This is a genomic window from Amycolatopsis sp. WAC 01376, from assembly GCF_003947415.1.
In the GTDB taxonomy this organism is placed as follows: domain Bacteria; phylum Actinomycetota; class Actinomycetes; order Mycobacteriales; family Pseudonocardiaceae; genus Amycolatopsis.
On sequence record NZ_QHKL01000008.1, the window covers coordinates 314,919 to 337,674 of the forward strand.

Here is a 22,756-nt window from a genome sequence, read left to right on the forward strand (position 1 = left end):
ATTTCACTGCACTGCCTCCGTGTTGTGGCCCGTCAGGGCGAGAAAAACGTCATCGAGATCAGGGGTGTGGACGGAGAACTCTTCGGCGCTGACCGCGTACTCGTCGAGCCGGTCCAGCAGCGAGCGCAGGGATTTCGTCCCGCCGTCGCTGGGGACCCGCAGCGCGAGCGCCTCGTCGTCCCGGGTGGCCCCGGGGAAGATCCGCGCCGCCGCGTCGAGTTCGGCGACGGTGGTGAACCGGAGCCGGACATGCGTGCCGGGCATCTGCCGCTTGAGTTCGCCGGGAGTGCCGTCGGCGACCAGGCGGCCCTGGTCGAGGACCGCGATCCGGTCGGCGAGCTGATCGGCTTCCTCGAGGTACTGGGTGGTGAGGAAGACGGTCACGCCGCCCGCCACCAGCTCGCGGATGATCGACCACATCGTGCGACGGCTGCGCGGGTCCAGCCCCGTGGTGGGCTCGTCGAGGAAGATGATCCGCGGATCGCCGACGAGCGTCATCGCCAGATCCAGTTTCCGGCGCATGCCGCCGGAGTAGGTCGACGCCGGTTTCCGTGCCGATTCCACCAGGTCGAAGCGTTCCAGCAGGTCGCCGACGACCCGCTTGCCGGCGGTGCCCCTGCTCAGGTCCACCATCAGCTGGAGGTTCTCCTGGCCCGTCAGCAGTTCGTCCACCGCGGCGAACTGGCCGGTGACCCCGATCGCCGCGCGCACCGCCTTGGCTTCGGTGACGATGTCGTGGCCGGCGACCTTCGCCGTCCCGCCGTCGGCCTTCATCAAGGTGGTCAGCAGGTTCACCGTCGTCGTCTTCCCCGCCCCATTCGGTCCGAGCAGGGAGAAAATGGTGCCGGCGGGGACCTCAAGGTCTATACCTTCGAGTACGACCTTGTCGCCGAAGGTCTTCCGCAGTCCGGAGACCGCGATCGCTGTGTCGTTCATGGTCACCACTTTGGGCGGCCGCGCTGACACGCCCCCGCCACGCCGCTGACACGGGTGGTGTCAGTGCCGTGTCAGCCCGATGTCAGGCCGCGCGGTGAGAGTGGTCGTCACAACCACCACGAAAGGCGAAGCGATGACTCAGACGGTTCCCATCCCGCAGGGCCTCCCGATGGACCGCGACGCGGGCCCCTTCGACCCACCCAGCGAGATCACCCGGCTGCGCGAGGCCCGCCCGGTGAGTCCCATGGTCTTCCCCGACGGCCACGAGGGCTGGCTCGTCACCGGCTACGACGAGGCCCGGCAGCTGATGGCCGACACCCGGTTCAGCTCGCGCCAGGACATCGGCATCCTCCACGCGCCGTACGAGACCCCGGGGATGCCCACCCCGACCGAGCCCTCCCCGCCGATGCCGGGCATGTTCGTCGCCATGGACCCGCCGGACCACGGCCGGTTGCGCAAGCGGCTCACCGGCGCTTTCACCGTCAAACGGATGAAGCAGCTCGAAGACCACATCGTCGAGATCACCGAACGGCACCTGGACGCGATGGCCGCGCTGGTCCCGCCGGTCGACCTGGTCAAGGAGTTCGCGCTGCCGGTGCCGTCGCTGGTGATCTGCGAACTGCTCGGCGTCCCTTATGAGGACCGGGAGAAGTTCCAGGCCAGCTCGGCCCAGCTCATGGTCAGGGACCAGACGCTGGAAGAGAAGATGGCCGCGTTCATCGGGATGAACACCTTCCTCACCGAACTCGTCACGCGCAAACGCGAGACGCCCGGCGACGACATCCTCTCTGATCTGGGCCGCCACGAAGACCTCACCATCGAGGAGCTCGCGGGAGCCGCTTTCCTACTGCTGCTCGCGGGCCACGAGACCACCGCGAACATGCTGTCGCTGGGTACTTTCGCGCTGCTGGAGCACCCCGAACAGCTGGCCGAACTTCGCGCCGACGCGGAGCTGCTGCCCAGCGCGGTCGAGGAGCTGCTTCGCTATCTGTCCGTCGCCGACATCTTCTTCCGCTACGCCACCGAAGACCTGGAACTCGGCGGCGAAACGATCCGCGCGGGATCGACCGTCATCATCTCGCTGCTGGCCGCCAACCGTGATCCGCGGCGGTTCGAAAACCCCGACGCCTTGGACCTGCACCGCAACGCCCGCGGCCTGTTGTCCTTCGGGCACGGCATCCACCAGTGCCTCGGCCAGCAGCTGGCGCGGATCGAGATGCGCGCGGGCTTCGAGGGATTGCTGCGCCGCTTCCCGACTCTCGCGCTCGCCGTCCCCGCCGGCGAGGTCAAGCTCAAGACCGACATGAACATCTACGGTGTCCACGAGCTGCCGGTCACCTGGGAGTCTTGAGGGTTTGGCTGAGCGTCAAAGCGGTGAGGGCGACGGCGAATCCGGTGAGCTGCCAGCCGGTCAGGGTCTGGCCGAGCACCAGGAAACCGGCGGCCGTGGCGACGAGGGGGTTGGTCAGCGTCAGCAGGGAGACCGACGTCGGGGCGAGGCGGTCGATGCCGCGGAACCACAGCGGATAGGCCACCGCGGTGGTGACGATGCCGATGTAGCCGTAGCCGAGCAGGTTCGCGGTCGTCAGCGAATCCGGGAGACCTTCGAACAGGAGCGTCGCCGGGGCGAGGACGACGCCGCCCAAGGTGAGCTGCCAGCCCGTCATCGCCAGCGGATGCCCGGGCCGGCCCCATTTCTTGGTCAGGAGCAAGGAAACGGCCATGAGCGCGACGGCAGCGAGCATCGCGGCCAGGCCGAGCGGGTCGAGGCGGGCTTCCGCCGAAAGGGTCAGCAGGGCGACACCACCGGCGCCGACGATCGCGGCGAGCACGATCGGCGCCGGTGTCCGGACCCGGAGGATCGGCAGCGCGAGCAACGCCACCAGCAGTGGTTGCAGGGCGCCGAGGGTCGCGGCGACGCCGCCGGGAAGGCGGTACGCGGCAAGGAAGATCAACGGCAGGAAGGCGCCGAAGTTGAGCATCCCGAGCACCGCCGTCTTCCACCACCACGACCCGTGCGGGAGCCGCCGGGTCAGTGCCAGGAGGAGCAGCCCGGCCGGGAGCGCCCGCAGCGCGGCGGCCAGCAGTGGCCGGTCCGGTGGCAGCAGGGTCGCGGTGACGACGTAGACGGTGCCCCAGCTGGCCGGTGCCAGCGCGGCCAGTCCGACGTCCGTGAGCCTCGGTTTCGCGGTTGCCGTCACGGGCCGCTCGACGGTGATCGCCATGATGTCTCCTCACTGATAATCTCAACGTTGAGATAACAACAGCGACTTCTGTCAATGTCAAGTCTCTTAATGTTGAGATGATTGGAGGCGCATCGTGGCCGACGCGGTGGACGCGGTGATCGGGCTTTGGCGACACGAGCGGCCGGACCTCGAAGACAAGCTCTGGCCCGCCGAGGTGATCGGGCGCGTCCAGCGGCTTTCGCGGATCCTCGACCGGAAGCTCAAGGAGTTCAACGCCGCGCACGACCTGGAATCGTGGGAGTTCGACGTGCTCACCACGCTCCGCCGCTCCGGGGACGCCGACGGCCTGACGCCGGGCGCGCTGCTCAAAGCCGCGATGGTCACGTCGGGGGCGATCACGAACCGCATCGACCGCATGGAGACCAAGGGCCTGGTCGAGCGGGTACGCGACAGCGAAGACCGCCGTTCGGTCAAGATCCGGCTGACCGGCAAGGGACGTCAGGTCGTGGACGAGGTTTTCGAGCTCCACCTGGAGAACGAGGCCCGCCTTCTCCCCGAACTGAAACCGGCGCAATGGGCCGAACTGATCGGCGGCCTACGGCTGCTGCTCGAACACTTCGGCGACACGTCACTCGAGTGATTCGAGCGCGGCGGCAACGGCGTCCAGCGCGTCGCCGGGCTCGACGCCGAGTTCCCTTGCGGCGCGGGCGTATTCGTCCGCCGCCGCCTTGAGGAGCGCTGCTTTTTCCGGGCGGTCGGCGCTTTCGGCGACGACCGTCCCCTTGGCACGCGCGGTGTACACCCAGCCGTTCTCTTCCAGCTCCCGGTAGGCCCGCGCCACCGTGCCCGAGGCCAGTGCCAGATCCCTGGCGAGTTGCCGGATGGGCGGCAATCGGGTGCCCGGGGCCAGCGCGCCGGTGGTGATCAAATGGACGAGCTGATCCCGGACCTGCCGCCACGGCGCGATGCCGAGGTCCGTGTCGACGACGACCTTCAACGACACCGGACGACTTCCGCGCGTGAGCGGTGGGCGAGGTGGTACCAGCCGGCGAGCCCGGCGACGACCAAGATCCACGAAACCAGATTCGTCACCTCCGGGATCGCGAGCGTCACCGTGGCGGCGAGCCCGAGCCCCGCGGCCACCCGCGCACTACGGACGCGCAGCGCGCCGTCCGCCGCACTGTCCCCTGTGGACGGTCGGCGCACGGCGAGCAGGATGATCAGCCACGTCACCGCGGAAACGGCCGCGGCCACCCCGAGCAACGTCCACCAGCGATGGACCACGAGCCAGACCACCGCGGCCACGACGATCACCGTGTAAAGGGCCAGCCCCCAGTCGGGAACGAGCCCGCGCACGGCACGCCGTTCCAACCCGGCCTCGCGGCGCGCCCGCTTTTGCGGTCGTTGCGCCAGAACCTCCGCGATCAACGCGCCGATGAGCAGCGTGGCCAGGAAGACAGACGTGCTGTCGCCCCGGATCCCGGCGAGATCGGCCAGCACCGGCAACCCGAGGAACAGCCACGGATACCAGAACCGGCGCCGGCGCAGGTAGCGCACGGCTTCGGCGACTTCGGACGGCGAAGGATCGTCGACACCCCACCGTCGCAGCACCTTCGTTCCCTGCTTTTCGCCCGGCCACAGCAAAACCAGGATCACCAGCCCGAACAGGCCCATGATCAGGGCCACGGCCGGCACGTTGTCGAACGGCACGATCGACCTCCTCGGTCTTGTATCAAGCACACGATACAAGACCGCGCGACCTCCCACCGGATCGGCGTACCAGGCGGGCAGCGAAGGGCTCCCTTCATGCACTCGGGCGACGCGTGATCCCGCACGTCACACACGTGACCGGAAGGCGAACTCGCGTGATTGGGCGGCGAACTCGCCCGCGAGCGGGTGCCGCCGCGTGATGTCCGTCTGGACACGCGAGCCCCGGCCCTGACCACGCGAGTGGGCGAGCCAAGGCGGGACAGGCCTGATTCTGGGCGCAGACGGGGCTTCAGTGTCCACAAGGGACACCGCCGGGCGATTGGGTGTCCGATTGATGCCGCTATGTGCATTTCTGCGGGGGGTCGTGAGTGGCAATGAGGGCTAGAACAACAAAAATCACTCACGACCCCCTCGTGAAACCGTGCAAGTCACCCAAATCGGGCACATCCGTCTCGTAAAGTGTCCCTTGTGGACAGTCAAGAGCCGGGTGAGGCTCCTTGCGTGAGCCCGCTCCTGTCGGGTCCACCACAACACGTCCGCCTTGCCCCGCTATTGCGGCGGAGCCGGACCCTCAGAGTAGGCAAGGAGGCCTTCACGTCCAGCCGAGTGGGGTGACTTCCGCCGCCGACGTCCACGGGCCGCGGCCGCCGGCTTCGGTCAGGGCGCGGAATCGCACATAGCGGGCCCGGGCCGGCCAGAACCGAAGGGTCTTCCGGACCGCGTCGTCGGCGAAAGTGCCGGTGGCGACAGGACTTCCCCACCCAGAACCGTCCGTGCTCAAGTAAATCTCGTAGCCGCCGACACGGCCATGGTCCGAACCGTCCTGGCGCGGCAAGTACGCCAGGCCTGTGACGGTGCGGGTGGCGCCCAGATCGAGGTGCAGTTCGTGCGGCAGCGGGTCTTCCCCGCCGGACCATTTGGTGTGCCAATGGGTGGCGGGATCACCGTCGACGGCGTTCGTGGCGGCACCGGACTCGCCCACGGTCTCCTGGCTGTCGGCCGAGCGAACAGTGGCGGCGAGCGGCCCGGAGCCCATGACCGGGTCGCTGATGGCTTCGGCGCCGGTCTCGGCATGGCCCGCGAAGCGGCGAAGGAAGCCATCCGGCCCCTGAACGGTCAGGTCGTACCAGCCACTCATGCCGCCTTCGGTGCTGAACCAATCCTCGACCGTCGCGCCGGACGCGACCGAGTACGTCCACGGTCCGCCGCCTCGGTTGCCGGTGCGCACAGTGAGCTCGCACGCGGCACCCGCGTTCGTCATCTTCAGGTACACGACGCCGGAACCCTGTCGCAGCACGACTTCCGGATTCGGTTTCCCGCCGGTGGTCGCGGTGACCCGGTTGCCCGCGAACCGCCGCACGAAACCGTTGGGGCCGTGCGCAGTGAGGTCGTACGCGCCGTCCGGGGAACCTACCTGCCAATAGTCCGAGAGCGTCGCGTTCGCGCCGACGGTGTAGCGCCACGGCCCGTCGGTCCGGTGCGCGTTGGCGTACACGTAGAAATGCGCGCCCGCCGCTCCGGTGTTGGCGAAGTCGATCCAGAACCGTTCGGCTGTCACTCGCCCCGAAGCCGCGAGCTGATAAGGCAACGGCCTCGCCGGGCGAACCCCCGTCTCCGACACGGGGAGTTTCTGCACGGAAGGCGGTTGCGGCTGGGTGTTCCACGGCCCGCTCGTCGGCACCGGTTTGGCCAGCGCCGGATAGGTCGCGCTCGGCGCCGTGGTGTCCAGCGCCGACGTCAGATCGCCGCAGACGGCGCGCCGCCACGGCGAGATGTTCGGTTCGGCGACGCCACACCACTGTTCCAGGAACCGCAGCACCGAGGTGTGGTCGAAGACCTCCGAGCACACCTTCCCACCGCGGCTCCACGGCGAGATGACGAACATCGGCACCCGCACGCCCAGCCCGATCGGCTCACCGGAAACGAATTCGTCGGTCGTGGCCACGGAACTCTTGCCCTCCGCGTCGGAGGCGGGCGGCGCGGGCGGCGGCATGTGATCGAAGAAGCCGCCGTCTTCGTCGTAGGTCAGCAGGAACAGCGTCTTGTTCCACACCTCGGGTTTGGAGGCGATCGTGTCGAGGATCGACTTGACCAGATCGGCCCCGGTATTGGGCCCCCACGCGGGATGTTCGGTCTGCGATTCCGGCGCGACGATCCACGACACCGACGGCAGCCTGCCCGCGTCGACATCGGCCTTGAAGGCACTCGGCAACTGCTCAGGCGCGACCCTGGCCAGCCCGCGGTCGTACAGGGTCCGCTCGGCCGCGGTCAGGGTCGCCACGCCGGCGGCCAGCCCGTCGAGCAGCCGGGTCCGTTCGGCGGCCGAAGCCGAATCCAGTGCGTAGTAGAAGTACTCCAGCTTCGGGAAGGCTTTTCCGGCGGAGTCCTTCACCTTCGACAGCGCCTTGCTACCGACGGCCAGGAAGCTGCTGAAATAGTCGAGCGAATTGTCGCCGTAATTGTCCCATTCCTGATACACGCGCCAGCTGCGGCCCGCGGTCTGGAGACGCTCGGCGTAGGTCTTCCAGATGTAGCCGGTGTGCCCGGGGTTCTGCCAGGCGTTGTTGCCGATGGCGCGCGTGGTCCCGTCCGGTTCGAAACCGAGTTTGCCGGTGAACAGGTACATCCGGTTCGGGTTGGTGGGCCCCATTTCCGAGCAGTGGTAGGCATCGCAGACGGTGAAGGCGTCGGCCAGCTCGTGATAGAACCGCAGCGCCGAACGCGTGTGATAGGTCAACGAACGGACACCCTTGGCCGCGCGCCACGCGTCGTGCCGGCCTTTGTTCCACGCCCGATGCCCGCCGGACCAGCTGTGGTCGACGTCGGCCATGAACTGGTCGTCGATCGCATACGGCAGCAAGGTGCCCGCGCCGTCGGGCTGCTGGAACACCGAAGCACCCGAAGGCAGCTTGATCGCGGCCGGATCATTGAAGCCCCGCACGCCGCGCAGCGTCCCCAGATAGTGGTCGAACGACCGGTTCTCCTGCATGAACACCACGACGTGCTCGATGACGTCGAGTCCACCCGTCGGCGCTTCGGCGGCGAGCGCCTCCCGGACGCTCGCCGGGAGCAACGTGAAGGCGGATGCCGCACCAGCGGCCTTCAGCAGGGTACGACGGCGCACGGAGCCCTCCAGGAATTGCGTTGAACCCGTTCGAAGGTGCTCGAAACTGCACCTTTGCTGCGACTATCGAGCAGATAGAAGCATAGGTGCCGGATGGGTTCAAGGGTTCCGCCCCGGGGCTGCATGATCGGAGCAACAGGACGCGACTTTCGGATGGTGCTTCAATCCGTGAAGGCCCCCTTCCCTACCTTCAAGGTAGGCAAGGAGGCCCTCACGGACCCACCACCCGGCTCGGCACCTTTGCCCTATCCCTCAATAGAGCGACCGCCGGCTGACCAAACCTGGCGCGTCGCCTCGCAAGGCGCCCGCATCGGGCAGGATCGGAAACCTCCCCTTCGCGAATGACCCGTGGTGGGGGCCGCCCCCCTTGAGCGGCCCCCACCCGGTTCACCCGGCCGTAACCGGCCGGACGTCATCTCGTGTCGTCACCTGACCGCCGGGACAAGGTCACCAGCGAAAGCACCATGACGACCGGCCAGATCACGGCCACCAACGGGGCGCCCCCGAAAGTGATCGCCGTGACCGAAACCGCCGTCGCGATGAGCCCGCCGACGGGCGACACATAACAAAATCCCAACGGTCCCAGGAAGAGAGCCCACAACAACGCCGCCTTCACCGATTTGGCAGGCGGACGAGGAACCGGGTATCTCCCCGGCCCGAGAACCTCGTGATCGGCGCCCTGATACCACCCGCCGGACATCAGCGGCGGATGCGGCGCGAAGAAGGCCGGTCTTCGGCCGAACGCCTTGGGCGTCCGCGGATTCTCCTCGGCAGGCAGGTGGCGGTGATCCTTCGGCCGCCCCATGACACTTTCGGCACTGCGCATGATGCCCCTCCCCCGTCGCCGGCCCGAGGCCTGGTGAAGTCACCTCTTGCCTGGCACAATTACCGGTTGCGGTTCGAAACTTCCGGGTCTTTCTGCCCACTGACCATGCTGGCGAGTCGGGGGAGCGGCTGATGCGTCAAATGGAACACAGCGCGAAAGAAAACGGCGCGAGTCCGACTTCCGGGGAACCGGTGGGCCAGGATGACCGGTTCCGCCGCGGATGAGCACGGGGGGCTCGGAACCTGGCGACGGCTGACCCCGGCGGAGCAGTCCGCCCTCCGGCGCGCGGGCCACCTGAAAGTGTGGCGGCCGGGCCAGATCCTCGCCCTCCAGGGCAGTCCACCCACGAGTATGTTCGTCGTCCTGCACGGCTGGGTGAAGATCAGCGCCACCAACTACCGCGGCGAGGACGCCCCGCTCGCCGCCCGCGGACCCGCGGAAATCGTGGGCGAGCTGGCCCCGATCAGCGGACTCCCCCGGTCCGCCACGATGTCGGCGATAGACGAGGTGCACACACTCGTCGTGCCGAGGGAGAAGTTCCTCGGCGTGCTGCGCGCACAGCCGCGGATCGCGGAGGAAATGTTCCGTAACGCGGCGATCAGGCTGCAGCAGTCCGACAGGCTCCGTCTCGAGTCCGGCGGACCGGACTTCCCGCAACGCCTCGCCGCGGTCCTCCTGGAACTGGCGCTGCAGCACTCAGTCGACTGGACGGACGGGAAGCAGGTCGATCTTCGCTTCAATCAAGGGGAATTGGCGGGTTTCGCGCGGGTCTCGCGCAGCACCCTGATCCGGGGTCTCGAAGAACTCCGGCGGCTGGGGGTGGTGCGCACCGCGCGCCAGCGCGTCACCATCACCCGCCCTCGCGCACTACGGGAATTGGCCGCCGGACGGCCACCACCTGCGGATGAGGCCTGAGCGAACCCGAAATCTCGGCTATCCTTGTCGAGGTTCAACTCTCGCAACCGTTTCACGGGGTGGAGGGAATCGGCACGATGAGTTCTTTCTCGGCAAGCACCGAACCGGACATCGAATCGGCGTTGATCGATCTCGACGCGGTCTCGTTCTCCGCGTTACGAGACCTGGACGGTGAAGCCTTCCGGCGATCAGCGCGCCATGTCGTCGAACGCACCACCCATGTCCGCGCACGCTACAGAAGCGATAACGGCGGCGCCGGGGGCGGCGAGCGGATCGACTGATGCCGCCATCAGCCGGCTCTCGTCCCGCGTTCCACCGGTTGTCATGGCGAGACTTCGACGCGCTCGCACGTCTCGACGGTGACGAGGACATGGCTCGCCGTCTGCGCCGAGCCGAGCGGAGCCGGCGCAAACTGTTGATCCACTCGTTGCTGACCGAAGCCACGAAGATACCGGATCATTCGGGACCGTTGCCACCGCTGGATTCCGCCTGGGAGCTCCTCGCACGTGCCGAAGCACGAGCACCCCGCTCCGTGAACAGGATGCTCACCAATCCGTACACCGGCAGCTGGGCAGGCTATACGACCCGGCTTCTGCGCAACGGAATCGACGGCGTCGGTCCTTTGTGGATGCACCTGGGGCACGCACACGCGATCGCCGCGGCCGCGGCGATCCGGGCGGAACTCGACTTCGAAACCGTCGTTCCCGCCTGGCACGGGGATGTCATGCTCCCTTCACTCGGCATGGCCAGGTTTCCCGGCGAAGGGACGTTCACTTCGGCTGTCGTGCGCGGCGTGAACGGCCGGTACTCCGTGTCGAGCGCCGACGCGACGGTGCACTTGCCGGACATGCCCGAGGCCGATGCGGACGGCTGGTGGGGAATCCGGCGGGTACGGAGTCAGGTCGGCGCGCACCGGTTCTCGTTACGGCTGGACGACCTCGATCCCTATCGCGGGCTCTACGAACCGATCCCGCCGGAACGGCTGCCAGGCAAGGACTTGGCCGATTGGCAACGGCTCATCGACGAAGCCTGCCGTCTGGTCGCCACCCATCTGCCCGGTTTAGCCCGCGTCATGCCGGTGGGATTGGCGTCACTGGTTCCGAAACCCCAGGTGCTCTTCCGGAATCCGAGCGCGTCGACCGGGGAAGCTTTCGGCAGCGCGGTCCTCGGACTGCCGACCGACGGCGCGTCCCTGGCCGAAACGCTGATCCACGAATTCCAGCACATCGTGCTCGGCGGCCTGTTGCACCTCGTCGAACTGTACGAGCCCGACCCACGGGAGCGGATCTACGTGGCCTGGCGGGATGATCCGCGCCCCTTGAGCGGCGCACTGCAAGGGGTCTACGCCTTTTTCGGGGTCGCGGCCTTCTGGCGCGCACTGGCTGGTGCCGGGCAGAACCCGCGGCGCTCCGAGTTCGAATTCGCGTACTGGCGTGCGCAGACCTGGCGCACCCTGCAGGTGCTGCGCGCGGACGCGACCCTGACCGACGCCGGGCGCCGCTTCCTCGACAACATTGCCGATTGCCTCGGGCCCTGGCAGGACGAGCCCGTATCGGCGGAAGCGAGCGAGCTCGCCACGGCCGTCCGCGGCGATCACCTCGCGGGATGGCGCGCCCGTCACCTACGTCCGGCCCCCGCCGTGGTCGCCGAAGTGGCGGCCGCGTGGCTCAGCGGGAGACCCAGGCCGCCCGCCACCTTCGACGCGACCGACCTTCCCCCGACGCCGGTGCCGGACGGAGGCTGGTCCAACGCCAGAACGGACCTGATCCGGCTCACCGTCGGCGGCGCGGCGCTGCCGACGGACGGACGAGTACCGACGGTGCCCGGCGCCACCGCCGCGGACTACGCATACACCGCAGGTGATCTCCTGCCAGCCGTCCAGGGCTATCGGCGGGAGCTCGCCGCGGATCCGGACCGGCCCACCTCGTTGGTCGGGCTAGGCCTCGCACTGTCCGCACGAGGCCCGCATCCCGCCGCCCGCGCCTTGCTGCACTGTCCCGAACTCGTCCGCGCGGTCCATCGAAGCCTGCGATCCGGTCCCCGGCCGCCGACCGTGGAACAGCTCGCCGCCTGGATCGGGCAACTCGTACCGGGCTGAGTCACATCAGGATCGGGTCGATGTCACAGTTGGCACGGGCACCGCGACCGGCCGCCTGCGTTCCCGGGTGGGCCTCACCCAAGATCCGGCGATACTGCGCCAGGATCGGGTCACGCAACGGTGCGGCTTCTTCCGTCCGGCCGAGCGCGGCGAGATCCAATCCGAGGTTGAAGGACGCCGCCAGGACGGTTGGGTGCTCCTCGCCGAGCACCTGTGTGCCGCGCTCGACCGCGTCTCGTCCCAGCTCGACCACCCTGTCGAGTTCGCCCAGCGCCGACAGATCACTCGCCAGGTTGATCGTGGCGATGATGGCATAGGGATGGTCCGGGCCGATGGTGGCACGGAACTGCTCGAGGGCGCGCTCGTTAAGGACGCGGGCGGCGACGGGGTCGCCCTGCAGCCGCAGGGTCACCGCGAGGTCGGCGTTGGCCGCGAGGGTATGCGGGTGATGCTCGCCAAGACCGCGCCGGTAGCGCTCGAAGGTCTCCTCACCGAGTTTCCTCGCCGCGGCCAGATCACCCGAGTGACGAAGATCGATCGAATGGGCCAGCGCGGAGGCCATCGTCGTTCCGTGGTCGTTGCCATAAGCGAGCCGGAACCTCTTGAGAACTTCTGTGGACAGGCTGAGCGCCCCTGGGTGGTCGCCGTCCTTCCTCCGAGCCACCGCAAGCAGGAGCGAGTTGCCGGCCGAGTCCAGCTGGTCCGCACCGAAGCGGGCGATGAAGTTCTCCGTGAGCCTCTCCTGCTGAATCCGAGCCTGGCCGTATTCGCCCGCCTCGCGCAGGTCCACGTTCCTCGCGCTGTTGGCGCTGAAGGTGCGGACGTGATCGCGGCCGAGGACCTCGATCCGCCGCCGGAGGGTGTCCTGATCCAGTTCCAAGGCCTCACGGTAGGCGCCGCCCAGCCGGAGGCTGATCGCATGCTGATATGCGGCGTAAAGCGTCTCCGGGTCGTCTTCACCGAACATCCGCTTGGCCTTCTGATAGACCTCCTCGCTCAGTTTCGTCGCCGCCGCGAAGTCGCCCTGTGCCCGGAGGTCGATCGTGATGTTGCGCTGGAGAGCGAAGGTCTCCTCGTTCTCTTCACCGGATATCTGAAGGCGTAGCGCGAGAGTGCGCTGGTTGAGTTCCGCGGCATCGGAGTACCGGCCGATCGCCCACAGATAGAGCCCCAGCCTCGACGAGACCTCGAGTGTCTGCGGGTGGGTGGGGCCGAGGACCTTGGTGAACCGCTCCCGCGCTTCGATGCCGAGCCGGGCCGCTTCTTCGTGGTCGCCGTACTCGAACAGGTAGCGCATCAGGTTGATGTGGAGCTGACGCGGCCAGTCGTCGTCGCAGCCCAGGACGTTCGCCGCATAGGCGTGCGGAAGCAATTCCCGGTAGCGCGACCAGTGCCTGCTCGACTCGGGGTCGTTCGGGTCCAGCGCGGCGAGCAACTGATGAGCACCGTGCTGCATTCGCGCGTGGACCTGCCGGGCCATCACGCGATTGCGCAGGACCAGCTGGACAAGGCGGTGCAGCTGCAGGGTGTTGTTGCCGTGGTCGATCTTCGCGAGGCCGTACCGGTTGATGTCGCGGATCGCGCGGGCCAGCTTGATCGGGTCGCGCAACGCGGCATCGAGTTCCGGGGAGATCGACACCCGGTTGACGCCGGTGAGCAGGTCACGCGAAATGGGCTCCGGCGAGAAGAAAGCACAGATGTGGAGGATCTGGTGAGCCGCCGGGTTGCGAGTCTTCAACTCCTCGAACGAAACGTTCCACGCCGCTGCGACGGAAACCTCGTTGTCGGGCGCCGAGGCGGTGTCGAGGATTTCCTCGACCGACTCGTCGAACAGGCGCAAATACTCCTGCACCGGCATACCGGTCACCGCGCGCCAGGCCGCCGCCTGCTCGACGGCCAAGGGCAGGTCGGCGAGCTTCTCGGCGAGTTCCTCGGCGTCGGCCGGGTCGATCTCCGGGCCGCGGCGTCCGAGCAGTTCGACGCTTTCCTCGCGTTTGAACACCGCCAGCTCCAGCGGGCGCGCGATACCCGCCCAATCGGAGTTCCGCGAGGTGATCAGGATTTCGCCGGGCCCGTTGCGCGGAAAGAACGGCAGCACGGTATCCGGGCTTTCCGCGGCGTCGAAGACCAGGAGCCAGCGGCGGAACGGCCGTCCGGTCCGGAGCGCCTCGATGACCGCCGGGACCGCGACACTGGCCTCGGACGCGCCTTGGAGACCGAGGATCCCCGCGAGTTCGGTGAGACCGGCGCGGATCTGAGTGGTGTGTGCGGCGTCGATCCACCAGACGAGGTCGTAATCCTGCAGATGCCGATAGATGTACTCGGCGGCCATCTGGGTCTTCCCGATACCACCGAGACCGTGCAACGCAGACGGGAGCACGGCGGTGGTACCACTGCTCAACCGCTTGGTGAGCTGGTCCAGCAATTCGTCGCGACCGGTGAAGTTCGGGTTGCGCGGGGGGACGTTCCCGAAGACCAGCGGCGGATCATCGGCCTGACGGTCGGGAAACTGCCGGGAGGTTTCCGACGCCGAAGGATGCACCATCCGGGTCGTCGGCTCGTTCGCTTCGGTCTCACTGAGATAAGGCGAGCGTCCCTGTGACACTGACGTTGAGGCAGGTGGACGTTCGACCGTCTCAGGCATTATTGGGCTCACAGTCTTTTTCATTGGTCCAGGTAGGGGTGCGACGACGACTTGGTGTCGTACCGCGTTCTGCAGCCGGTCGGCCCGGGACAGATAGGGTCCGGAAAGGGCGCGCATGAGCGCGCTTTCGAGCTCCACATCGGCCGGGGACTCGCGGGTGAGGTCTGGGTCCGGTGTGCTGTTCGGGTCGGCGATGGCGTCCCGGAGGTGACCGAGCAACCTGATCCGGTCACCGAAATGAGTGGCGGCCACTCGGACGACCTTGGCCGTTTCCGACCGCCGCGCGCCGCTGAGCAGCAATTCCCGGACTGCCTCGGGAAAAGCGAAGACCCCGTCTGTGTCCCAAGTGGACTTGCCCTCCCTGAGTGCGGGAGCGTACATCATCCCCGAAAGTAAAAGTTCGAGGAGGTGCTCCACTCCCGCTTCCGGCACGAACCGCTGTCCCACCAGCTTCGCCACGTCGAGACGGACCGGTACCGCCGCGAGTAACTGTGCCAAGCGTAGCGCCGGCGGCGACGCAACACTGCGGAATCTGTGCACTCTTTCGGCGGGTGACAAAGTTACCGGCCGGTCGGGGGAATCGGACTGGGAGATCCGTTCCGAGGCGAACAGGACCGTTCCTTCGACGACGTCGGCGTTTTCGCCGGTCATCAGTCCGGCCCACCAGCCCAGCGACCGTGGACGCAGTTCGAGCACCGGTACCGGGACGAGGTGATCGGGCACCTCGGAGCCGGGTTCGAGCCAGGCGTCCGCGAGATCGCACACCCAACGACCGTTGGGCGCCAACGCGTTCGGGACTCTCAGCCGGGCCTTGTGGGGGTTCATCCCGCATCGGCCCCACAGCCACTGCGGGAGCAGATGCACGATGCTCACCGGCATCGTCCGTCCCCATCGCGCCAAGATGGGGTACAGCGCGTCCTTCTTCTGCCAGGCGTCCCCGACACCGTCGGTCAGCAGCAATACCGCGCGCCGTCCCGACGAATCGAGGATCTCGTTCGGGTCGCGGGCGGATGCGCCCGGCGTGCCACCGCGAAGAACGAAATCCTCCTCGTTGTCCTTCGCGGTTTCCAACAGCCGGACCTGAATGGTTCGGAAAGCACCCACTTGCCGGAGTACTTCGACAAAGGCGGACACCCGCGGCCGCCACAAGGCCATCGACGGACCGTTGTCGAGGACGAGGGTCAGATCCAGCCAGCGCTCTTTCCGCGACCGGGTGACCGGCCACCACCGTCCGGTCTCCGCGGCCCGGACGGCGGTCGCCACTTCGTCCAGGACCACATTGTTGTGTCGCCGCGAGACCGTCTCCCGTTTCAAGGTTCTCAGCGCGCGGAAGTACGCGAGTGATTCGAGGACCACGACTCCCCCGGGCCCCGTGCCGTCCACCGCGGGTTCGGGCAGCTCACCGGCTACTGCCTCGATCTCGACCAAAGGGGCGGCTTCCTCGTCCGGCACCGGGACGTCGGTGATCCGCGACAACCCGTGCTCGGGAAGTTCCGGGATCTCCCCGCGTTCGGAGAGCGCGTTGCGGATCCGCGTGCGCTCGGGCTCCGGCTCCGGTTCCTCGGGCGGAGCGGATCCGTCGTCGGCTCGCCGAGGTGTGATGGCCGCGGCCAGCCACACGATGTCCGCGACATCGGTCCAGTTCAGGTCCTCGAATTCGACCCGCCTGACCCCCTGGGGCAGACCGGCCTTCCGCTGCTCCGCCACCGAGGCGGAACGCGAGTCGGACACACCGCCCGGCCCGTCCATGTCACCGCACCGTCAGTCGTTGCCAAAGGGCGTCCACCAGCCGCGGCCAAGCCTCCTGATCCGGCTGGTACGCGCCAGACGTCGCCAGATAAACGGCGTCGAGCAGTCTGTCGGTCGGGAGACCACCTTCCGCCTTGCTCCGTTCGGCGAACTCGCGGATGAGCCTGTCCCGGTGTTCTCCGTTCTCACCGACCAGATGACTCGCCACGATCGCCGCGAGCTGGTCGTGATCCGGGTTCTCGATCCGCAACTGCAGACAGCGACGCAGGAACGCCGGCGGGAACTCCCGCTCCCCGTTGCTGGTCATGATGACGACCGGGAAAGCATGGCAAGCGATCCGGCCGTCACGGACCACGGCGGTGCGCTGCGGATCCGCGGTGTGCACGGTGACCTCGGGATGCCGGTTGCGCACGCGGGCCAATTCCTCGATGGAGAATTCGCCGTCCTCGAAGATCGACAGGAGATCGTTGGGCAGGTCCGCTTCGGATTTGTCCAGCTCGTCGATCAGCAGCACCCGCGGCAGTTTGCCGGGAAGGAAGGCGGTGCCCAGCGCACCGAGCCGCACGAAATCACCGATCGGTGGTTCCTCGGCCTCACCACCGCGCTGTGCCTGGCTGGTCGCCGCGGCCTGGACCCGGCCGATCGCGTCATAGCCGTACAGCCCGGAACTCAGCGCGGTATGGCTGGTGATCGCCCAGCGCAGCACCCTGCCGAGCCCCAATTCCCTGGCGATCCGATAGGCGAGGCTCGACTTCCCCGTTCCCGGATTCCCCGTGACCAGCAAGGGACGCCGCAGATAGAGGGCGGCGTTCACCATGTTCAGTTCGCTCGCGTCGACATCTTGCTCCGAAAGCGTGAACGCGGTGCCGAGCCGGCGTTCCGCCTCACCGTCGTCCGGTGGTGGCACGTCGTGCTCCGGTGGCGGATCCCCGCGATACGACCGCCACGGCGGCGGCGCGGGTAGCAATTGCGCGAGATCGATGTCGTGAATGGGCCTTCCGGTGCCCCGATAAATCCACCAATCGGGTGCATCGAGCTGCGACGTCCGGCCGTCCGCTGCCACGTCCTGATCGTTCCCGCTCATCCGCGGCATCCCCTTACAGTCGAGTCGGGGTCAACGGCTGGTCCAGAACGATCACACGTTTCGGGTCGTCCCACATTACCACCAGATCGTGAGCCAGAGAATTCTTGAACGGTACGGCCGCCCCGGAATTCGCCAGTTTGCGGCGATCCGGAAGCTCGTTGAAACCGCTCTCCGCGGCCAATACCCAGTCGAGCAACTCGCGCAGGTTCTCCGGTTCCGCGTCCGGATGCCAGAGCACCACCGGCAGGCCACTGCGGAGGGCGGTCGTCAGTTCGTCCGGCAGCGCACCCCGCTCCGCTTGGGGCGACGGAGGTTTCGCCAATACCAGGCCGACCCAGTGGTCGTCGCTCAGGATCGCGTCGATCGGGTGATCCTCCGCGACTCCGGAATAGTGCAACCGGTCGGCGGCGGGATGCTCCACCATCGAATCCCAGCGATAGTTCCATGCGCGATGCCAATGCTTCGCCCGCATCCTCTCCAACGACCGTATTCCGAGTCGGTACCCGTAGCGCAACGGCTGCGGATGGCCGGTGCCATGTTCCTTCGCCCACCGCTGCACCGGCAAATTGATCAACGTCCTCGGCAGGAGGAATTCCACCGACGCCGACATGCTCTGGCCCGACCAGACACTCTCAGTCTCCAGGATGACGTCATCGACCCTGAACTCGACCTCGTCTATTCCGATTTCCCGCACTCCACCGAGCGACGGCGGCCAGATCTCCGGATCGTCCTGTCTCCAGAACGCGAGAGTGCACCGCGACGGATCGGCGGTGACCGGATCGAGCATGATCATCAAATGCAAAGGGGGGCGTTCCGGAATGGGCTTGCTTGCCCGCTGATGTGCGAGTGCGGGAACGAGTCGCAACGATCGTGCCAGGTCGGCGACCCGGCCCGCGATCTCGGCACCCGGCTCGCCCACCACGTTTTCCGCGAGCAGGCGCAGGAACGCGAGCGCGGGCGGGACGCCGTCCGGGCCGGCGTTGTAGTCGGTCAGCAGGTGAAAGGCGGCCCAGGCGTCGGTGATGCCCTCCAGCCGGGGCAACGCGGCCGCGGGGCCGAGTGCCCTGCTCATCATGACCGGCAGATGCGGTACCTCCATCCGGGTCAAATGCCGGCGCAGGTCCGCCAAATCCTTGCGAGGGATCAATTCCAGAACCGCGTTGTCCAGATCGGCCTTGTCTTCGGCGGCAGCCGTCGCGACGTCACCGTGCAACCGTAAATAAGCCATTCCGGTGAAAGTCTTCACCGAGACGGGTATCGATCGGTACAACTCGGGCAACAGGCCCGGGTCCTTTTCGATGACGTCGGTGAAAAACCGCTCCGACGAGATGAACGCGATCATCCGATCGGATTTCGCGAACGCTTCCTTCGCCAGTGGCGCGTCCAGAATGCGGAACGCGGTGTCGACCGCGTCGCCGACCCACCCTTTCCCGTCGTACAGCACCTCACCGGCGTTGAGGCTCACCCGCAGCCGCATCTGCGCCTGCGGTGTCCGCGTGTGGTTGTACCGGCGGAGGGCGACCGCGAGGCGATCCGGCAGCAGGTCGGGGATCAGGCCTTTGGTCGTTCCTGTCGGAAGCAGGACCAGCACGCCGTCGCCGCGATCTTCATGCGCGCAGGAATCGAAATCGACATTGCTTTCGGCGAAGGCGGTCTTCAGCACTTCGTACATGCCTTGGTGCACGGCGAGTTTGTCGAGGCGGTTCCGGTCCGGGGCGGTGAATCCCACGACGTCCACCACGACGATCGTGCGGTCGAGAGCCTGCGTCGGTCGCGCCATCGGCCCCCTCCCAAGGTCCGCGGCGCCTGCCCACCGGCGCCGACTGCCACATTATCGCGTCGAGCGGCTCCGAGTTGAGTGTCAATTGACAAATTGCAGGTAGCGGGAGTGTGAGTGGCGGGGACGGCCGGCTTCGACCGCCCCCGCCACTCACGAGAAACGATCAGACGCCGGCGATCTGCTGGATCCAGCTGCGGTACCGGGTGATGTTGGTGTACGCGGTGTTGTTCGACCGGTCGCTGGTCGAGGCGACGCCGACCTGGCGGCCGCCGGAGAACATCGGGCCACCGGAGTCCCCGCCGGCGGTGATGCCGTCGACGCGGTTCGCGCAGACCGCGACCCCGCCGTTGTAGTCACTGCAGTTGACCGAGTTCACCCGGACGGTGGCGACCTTCAGGTAACGGGACTGGCAGTTGATCTCCGAACCGCACTGGCTGGTCGCGCCCCAGCCGTAGACCTGGACGTTCTGGCCGACCGCGACGTTGCTCGTGGTGCCGAGCGGCGCGTAGGTGGCGTTGACCGAACTGGTCAGCCGGACGATGGCGAGGTCCGCGCCGGAGTGGCGGGTGATGCTCGCCGCGGTGGCCATGGTGCCGCCGCTCTGCTGGTCGAGGCTGCCGATCCGGAAGGTGTAGCTGCCGCTGCTCGCGACACAGTGCTTGGCGGTGAGGATGTACTGCGGCGCGATGATCGTCGCGCTGCAGTTCTGCTGGCCGTTCACGAACAGCCGGGCCGCCCAGGGGCCGCTCTGCGCGTACTGGCCGCCGATGATCATCGGCTGCACGCCGGAGGGCTCGGCGGCGGTCGCGGCGGGGGTGGTCGAGCCGAGCAGCGCCATGAAGGCGGTGCCTGCCAGCAGGACGAGGGAGCGCAGTCGCATGTTCCGACTCATTTCTGCGGCCGATCCCGGCCACGTCAGTGGGGACGAACGCGCTGATTCTGTGTCGTGCCAAGGGAAGCCAGGAACCGACGAAAGTTCGCGCGGGCTACCTATTTATTTCCATGACGGCTGGAGACGATCTTTGAGTACGCGCCGAAGATCATTAGGTAGTCCGCGCGGCATCACAAATCGCTTGACGCCGCCAGGGAACGCCCATGCACTGTGCTCATGAAGATCCGCTCCACGACCGGCGAGGACCGCGCCGTCTTCGTCGACACCATGTTCACCGCGTTCGCCCGGTTCCCGGAGACCTCCGCCGAGACCTGGTCCGCTCTCGAAATGGACCGCGGCCTGCTCGCCGAGACGGCGGACGGGCGGCCCGTCGGCACGGCCGCCGCGTATTCCTTCGAGCTCACCCTTCCCGGTGAGGTCGTCGTCCCGGTCGCCGGAGTGACCGCCGTCGGCGTCCTGCCCTCGCACCGGCGGCGGGGCGTGCTCAGCGCGATGATGCGGCATCAGCTCGCCGAGTTCCGGGAGCGGGGCGAGTTCCTCTCCGTACTATTGGCGTCGGAGGCGCTGATCTACCGCCGGTTCGGCTACGGACCGGCGACCTACACCCGGCGCATGACGGTGCGACGCCATCAGGCCGCCTTCACCGTCCCCGACGCGGACGGCGGCTCGATCGAGGTGCTGCGCCGCACCGAATGCGGCGAGATGCTGGAAGAGATCTACGACCGGTACCGCCGGGCCCGGCCCGGCGCGCTGTCCCGTCCACCCCACTGGTGGTCCGCGGGGGCCGGACAGCCGCCGATCTCCCGGGCATCGCGGTACATCGCCGTGCACCGCGACGCCGACGGCGTCCCGGACGGCTACGCCTCCTATTTCCTCACCGAGCCCAGCACCTTGACCGTCGACGAGACCATCACCGTCGACGACGACGTGTCCACGGCTTTGGCGCGGTTCGTGCTCGGGCACGACCTGATCACCGAGGTCGTCTTCAAGCACTGCCCTCCCGACCATCCGCTGCGGTGGCAGCTCGAGGACTTCCGCGCCGGTGAAGTCGGCAGCGACATGGACTGGCTCTGGGTACGGCTGCTGGACATCCCTCGCGCCCTCACCGCCCGCGGCTGGTCCACCGACGGTGAACTCGTCCTCGACGTCGACGACCCCGCGCTCGGCGAGCACAGCCGCTACCTGCTCGCCATCCGGGGCGGCGAGGCGGACTGCGTCCCGACGGACGCCGAACCCGACCTGTCCCTGGACGTGAGCGATCTGGGCTCGATCTACCTCGGCGGCACGGTCCCGAGCACGCTCGTGCGGGCCGGGCGCATCAAGGCCCATCGCGCGGACGCGGCGGCGCTCGCCGACGCCCTCTTCCGCACCGAACGATCGCCGCACTGCCTGCACTGGTTCTGATCGCGAGGGGCCCGGTCTCAGAGCGCGGACGTTCGTTGACACCCCGTAGCACCACTGCTCTACTCGGACGCATGGACGACATCCGCTGTACGGCCTGAATCAGTTTCCGCGCTCTCTTTCCGAGAAACACCCGGGAATTCCGGGCGCTCCGCCCTGCCCGGAATTCCCGTTCGCCCTCGCACAGAACGGAATCCAGCATGACCACGACCGAGAACCGGATCCGATCGGCCAGTGAATGGCTGACGGCCGCGAAAGACGTCGCCGACGAACTCGCGGTGAACGCGGCCGAGCGCGACCGGAAGAACGAGACACCGTACGCGGAAGTCCAGCTGCTGAAGGATTCCGGCCTGGTGACGCTGCTCGGTCCTGTCGAGCACGGCGGTGGCGGCCAGAGCTGGGAGACCGCTTATCGCGTGACCCGCGAGGTCGCGCGCGGCGACGGCTCCATCGGCCAATTGCTCGGCTATCACTACCTTTGGGCGTGGGCCGCCCGGCTGGTGGCGACCGACGACCAGATCGCCGCGGTGGAAGAGCTGTACACACGGAACAACTTCTTCTTCGGCGGCGCTGTCAATCCTCGCGATTCCGATCTGAAGATCAGCGAGGAGGGCGACGAGATCGTCTACAACGGACACAAGTCGTTCTCCACCGGCAGCAAGGTTTCCGATTTGACCGTGCTCGAAGGCGTTCTCGAGGGCACCGAGGACCACGTCTTCGCCATCGTTCCGTCCGCACAGGACGGTATCGTCTTCCATGACGACTGGGACAACATCGGCCAGCGGCTCACCGAATCGGGCAGCATCACCATCACCGGCGTGCGTGTCCCGTGGGCAAGCGCGGCGGGTTACGTCGACAAGAAGTTCCGGCCCCTGACCTACAACACGCTCAACGTCCCGGCGATCCAGCTGGTGTTCGCGAACTTCTATCTCGGTATCGCGCAGGGAGCACTGGAAACCGCGCTGGCGTACACACGCGAGCACACCCGCGCATGGCCGTACGGCGGCGACAACAAGGCTTCCGCCAGTGAAGAGTGGTACATCCTCGAAGGCTACGGCGATCTCCAGTCGAAGCTGTGGGCGGCCGAAGCGTTGGTGGACAAGGCCGGAGCGGCGATTTCGGCCGTCCTGCACGCGCCGCGCGAGGAGCTGACGCCCGAGGCACGCGGCGAGGTCGCGGTCCTCATCGCCGCCGCCAAGCAGCGGGTGATCGACACCGGACTGGAGATCGGTACGAAGGTCTTCGAGCTGACCGGCGCCCGCGCGAGCGCCACGAAATTCGGCCTGGACCGGTTCTGGCGGAATCTGCGTACGCATTCTCTCCACGACCCGGTGGCCTACAAACGCCGCGAAGTCGGTGCTTACGCGCTGCTGAACGAACTTCCGGAACCCACCTGGTACACCTGAACCCG

17 protein-coding genes are annotated in these 22,756 nt (G+C 67.4%); 7 read left to right on the forward strand and 10 right to left on the reverse strand.

What is annotated here, in order from left to right; all coding sequences use genetic code 11:
- Positions 1–3 precede the first annotated feature (3 nt).
- A complete protein-coding gene (locus DMH03_RS34695; protein ID WP_125796230.1) occupies positions 4–936 on the reverse strand; it encodes an ATP-binding cassette domain-containing protein in 933 nt (310 codons plus the stop codon).
- Positions 937–1,069: 133 nt separating this feature from the next.
- Here DMH03_RS34695 and DMH03_RS34700 point away from each other — a divergent pair, with 133 nt between their 5' ends.
- The gene (locus DMH03_RS34700) at positions 1,070–2,287 is read left to right on the forward strand and encodes a cytochrome P450 (RefSeq protein ID WP_125796231.1); all 1,218 of its coding nucleotides are present in this window, start codon (positions 1,070–1,072) and stop codon (positions 2,285–2,287) included.
- Here the strand turns inward: DMH03_RS34700 and DMH03_RS34705 are convergent.
- Positions 2,271–3,161 carry an EamA family transporter gene (locus tag DMH03_RS34705; protein ID WP_125796232.1) on the reverse strand — a complete coding sequence of 297 codons (891 nt, stop codon included), beginning with the start codon at positions 3,159–3,161 and terminating at the stop codon, positions 2,271–2,273. The genes DMH03_RS34700 and DMH03_RS34705 overlap by 17 nt on opposite strands.
- A 94-nt stretch (positions 3,162–3,255) precedes the next feature.
- On the opposite strand from DMH03_RS34705, the gene DMH03_RS34710 reads away from it, so the two are divergent.
- Complete coding sequence (locus DMH03_RS34710) at positions 3,256–3,762, forward strand: MarR family winged helix-turn-helix transcriptional regulator (protein WP_125796233.1); 507 nt, start codon at positions 3,256–3,258, stop codon at positions 3,760–3,762.
- Here DMH03_RS34710 and DMH03_RS34715 read toward each other — a convergent pair.
- The 4 genes from DMH03_RS34715 to DMH03_RS34730 form a co-directional block, all read right to left on the reverse strand.
- Positions 3,751–4,125, reverse strand: coding sequence for a GntR family transcriptional regulator (locus DMH03_RS34715; protein ID WP_125796234.1), 375 nt, complete (start codon positions 4,123–4,125; stop codon positions 3,751–3,753). The two genes, DMH03_RS34710 and DMH03_RS34715, sit on opposite strands and share 12 nt — an antisense overlap.
- On the reverse strand, positions 4,116–4,832 hold the full coding sequence (locus tag DMH03_RS34720) for a hypothetical protein (protein WP_125796235.1): 717 nt from the start codon (positions 4,830–4,832) through the stop codon (positions 4,116–4,118). The genes DMH03_RS34715 and DMH03_RS34720 overlap by 10 nt, the downstream gene beginning before the upstream one ends.
- Positions 4,833–5,424: 592 nt before the next feature.
- Complete coding sequence (locus DMH03_RS34725) at positions 5,425–7,956, reverse strand: phosphocholine-specific phospholipase C (protein ID WP_125796236.1); 2,532 nt, start codon at positions 7,954–7,956, stop codon at positions 5,425–5,427.
- A 412-nt stretch (positions 7,957–8,368) separates the two neighbouring features.
- Positions 8,369–8,782: a hypothetical protein gene (locus tag DMH03_RS34730; protein ID WP_125796237.1), complete on the reverse strand. Its 414-nt coding sequence runs from the start codon at positions 8,780–8,782 to the stop codon at positions 8,369–8,371.
- Between the two features lie 201 nt (positions 8,783–8,983).
- On the opposite strand from DMH03_RS34730, the gene DMH03_RS34735 reads away from it, so the two are divergent.
- The 3 genes from DMH03_RS34735 to DMH03_RS34745 are packed head-to-tail and all read left to right on the forward strand — an operon-like array spanning position 8,984 to position 11,795.
- Positions 8,984–9,697, forward strand: coding sequence for a Crp/Fnr family transcriptional regulator (locus tag DMH03_RS34735; RefSeq protein ID WP_125796238.1), 714 nt, complete (start codon positions 8,984–8,986; stop codon positions 9,695–9,697).
- A 59-nt stretch (positions 9,698–9,756) separates the two neighbouring features.
- Positions 9,757–9,978 carry a hypothetical protein gene (locus DMH03_RS34740; RefSeq protein ID WP_125796239.1) on the forward strand — a complete coding sequence of 74 codons (222 nt, stop codon included), beginning with the start codon at positions 9,757–9,759 and terminating at the stop codon, positions 9,976–9,978.
- On the forward strand, positions 9,978–11,795 hold the full coding sequence (locus DMH03_RS34745) for an HEXXH motif domain-containing protein (RefSeq protein WP_125796240.1): 1,818 nt from the start codon (positions 9,978–9,980) through the stop codon (positions 11,793–11,795). The genes DMH03_RS34740 and DMH03_RS34745 overlap by 1 nt, the downstream gene beginning before the upstream one ends.
- Before the next feature lies 1 nt (position 11,796).
- Here the strand turns inward: DMH03_RS34745 and fxsT are convergent, their stop codons facing one another.
- The 4 genes from fxsT to DMH03_RS34765 form a co-directional block, all read right to left on the reverse strand.
- Positions 11,797–16,188 (reverse strand): FxSxx-COOH system tetratricopeptide repeat protein, encoded by a 4,392-nt coding sequence (gene fxsT, locus DMH03_RS34750; protein WP_125796241.1) that lies wholly within the window; start codon positions 16,186–16,188, stop codon positions 11,797–11,799.
- Between the two features lies 1 nt (position 16,189).
- Positions 16,190–17,272, reverse strand: coding sequence for a MoxR family ATPase (locus DMH03_RS34755; RefSeq protein WP_125796242.1), 1,083 nt, complete (start codon positions 17,270–17,272; stop codon positions 16,190–16,192).
- Between the two features lie 13 nt (positions 17,273–17,285).
- On the reverse strand, positions 17,286–19,052 hold the full coding sequence (locus DMH03_RS34760; protein ID WP_125796243.1) for a hypothetical protein: 1,767 nt from the start codon (positions 19,050–19,052) through the stop codon (positions 17,286–17,288).
- A 163-nt stretch (positions 19,053–19,215) separates the two neighbouring features.
- Positions 19,216–19,932, reverse strand: coding sequence for a trypsin-like serine protease (locus tag DMH03_RS34765; RefSeq protein WP_125796244.1), 717 nt, complete (start codon positions 19,930–19,932; stop codon positions 19,216–19,218).
- A gap of 228 nt (positions 19,933–20,160) precedes the next feature.
- On the opposite strand from DMH03_RS34765, the gene DMH03_RS34770 reads away from it, so the two are divergent.
- On the forward strand, positions 20,161–21,348 hold the full coding sequence (locus tag DMH03_RS34770; RefSeq protein WP_125796245.1) for a GNAT family N-acetyltransferase: 1,188 nt from the start codon (positions 20,161–20,163) through the stop codon (positions 21,346–21,348).
- Between the two features lie 197 nt (positions 21,349–21,545).
- The gene (locus tag DMH03_RS34775; RefSeq protein ID WP_125796246.1) at positions 21,546–22,751 is read left to right on the forward strand and encodes an acyl-CoA dehydrogenase family protein; all 1,206 of its coding nucleotides are present in this window, start codon (positions 21,546–21,548) and stop codon (positions 22,749–22,751) included.
- Positions 22,752–22,756: the final 5 nt, after the last annotated feature.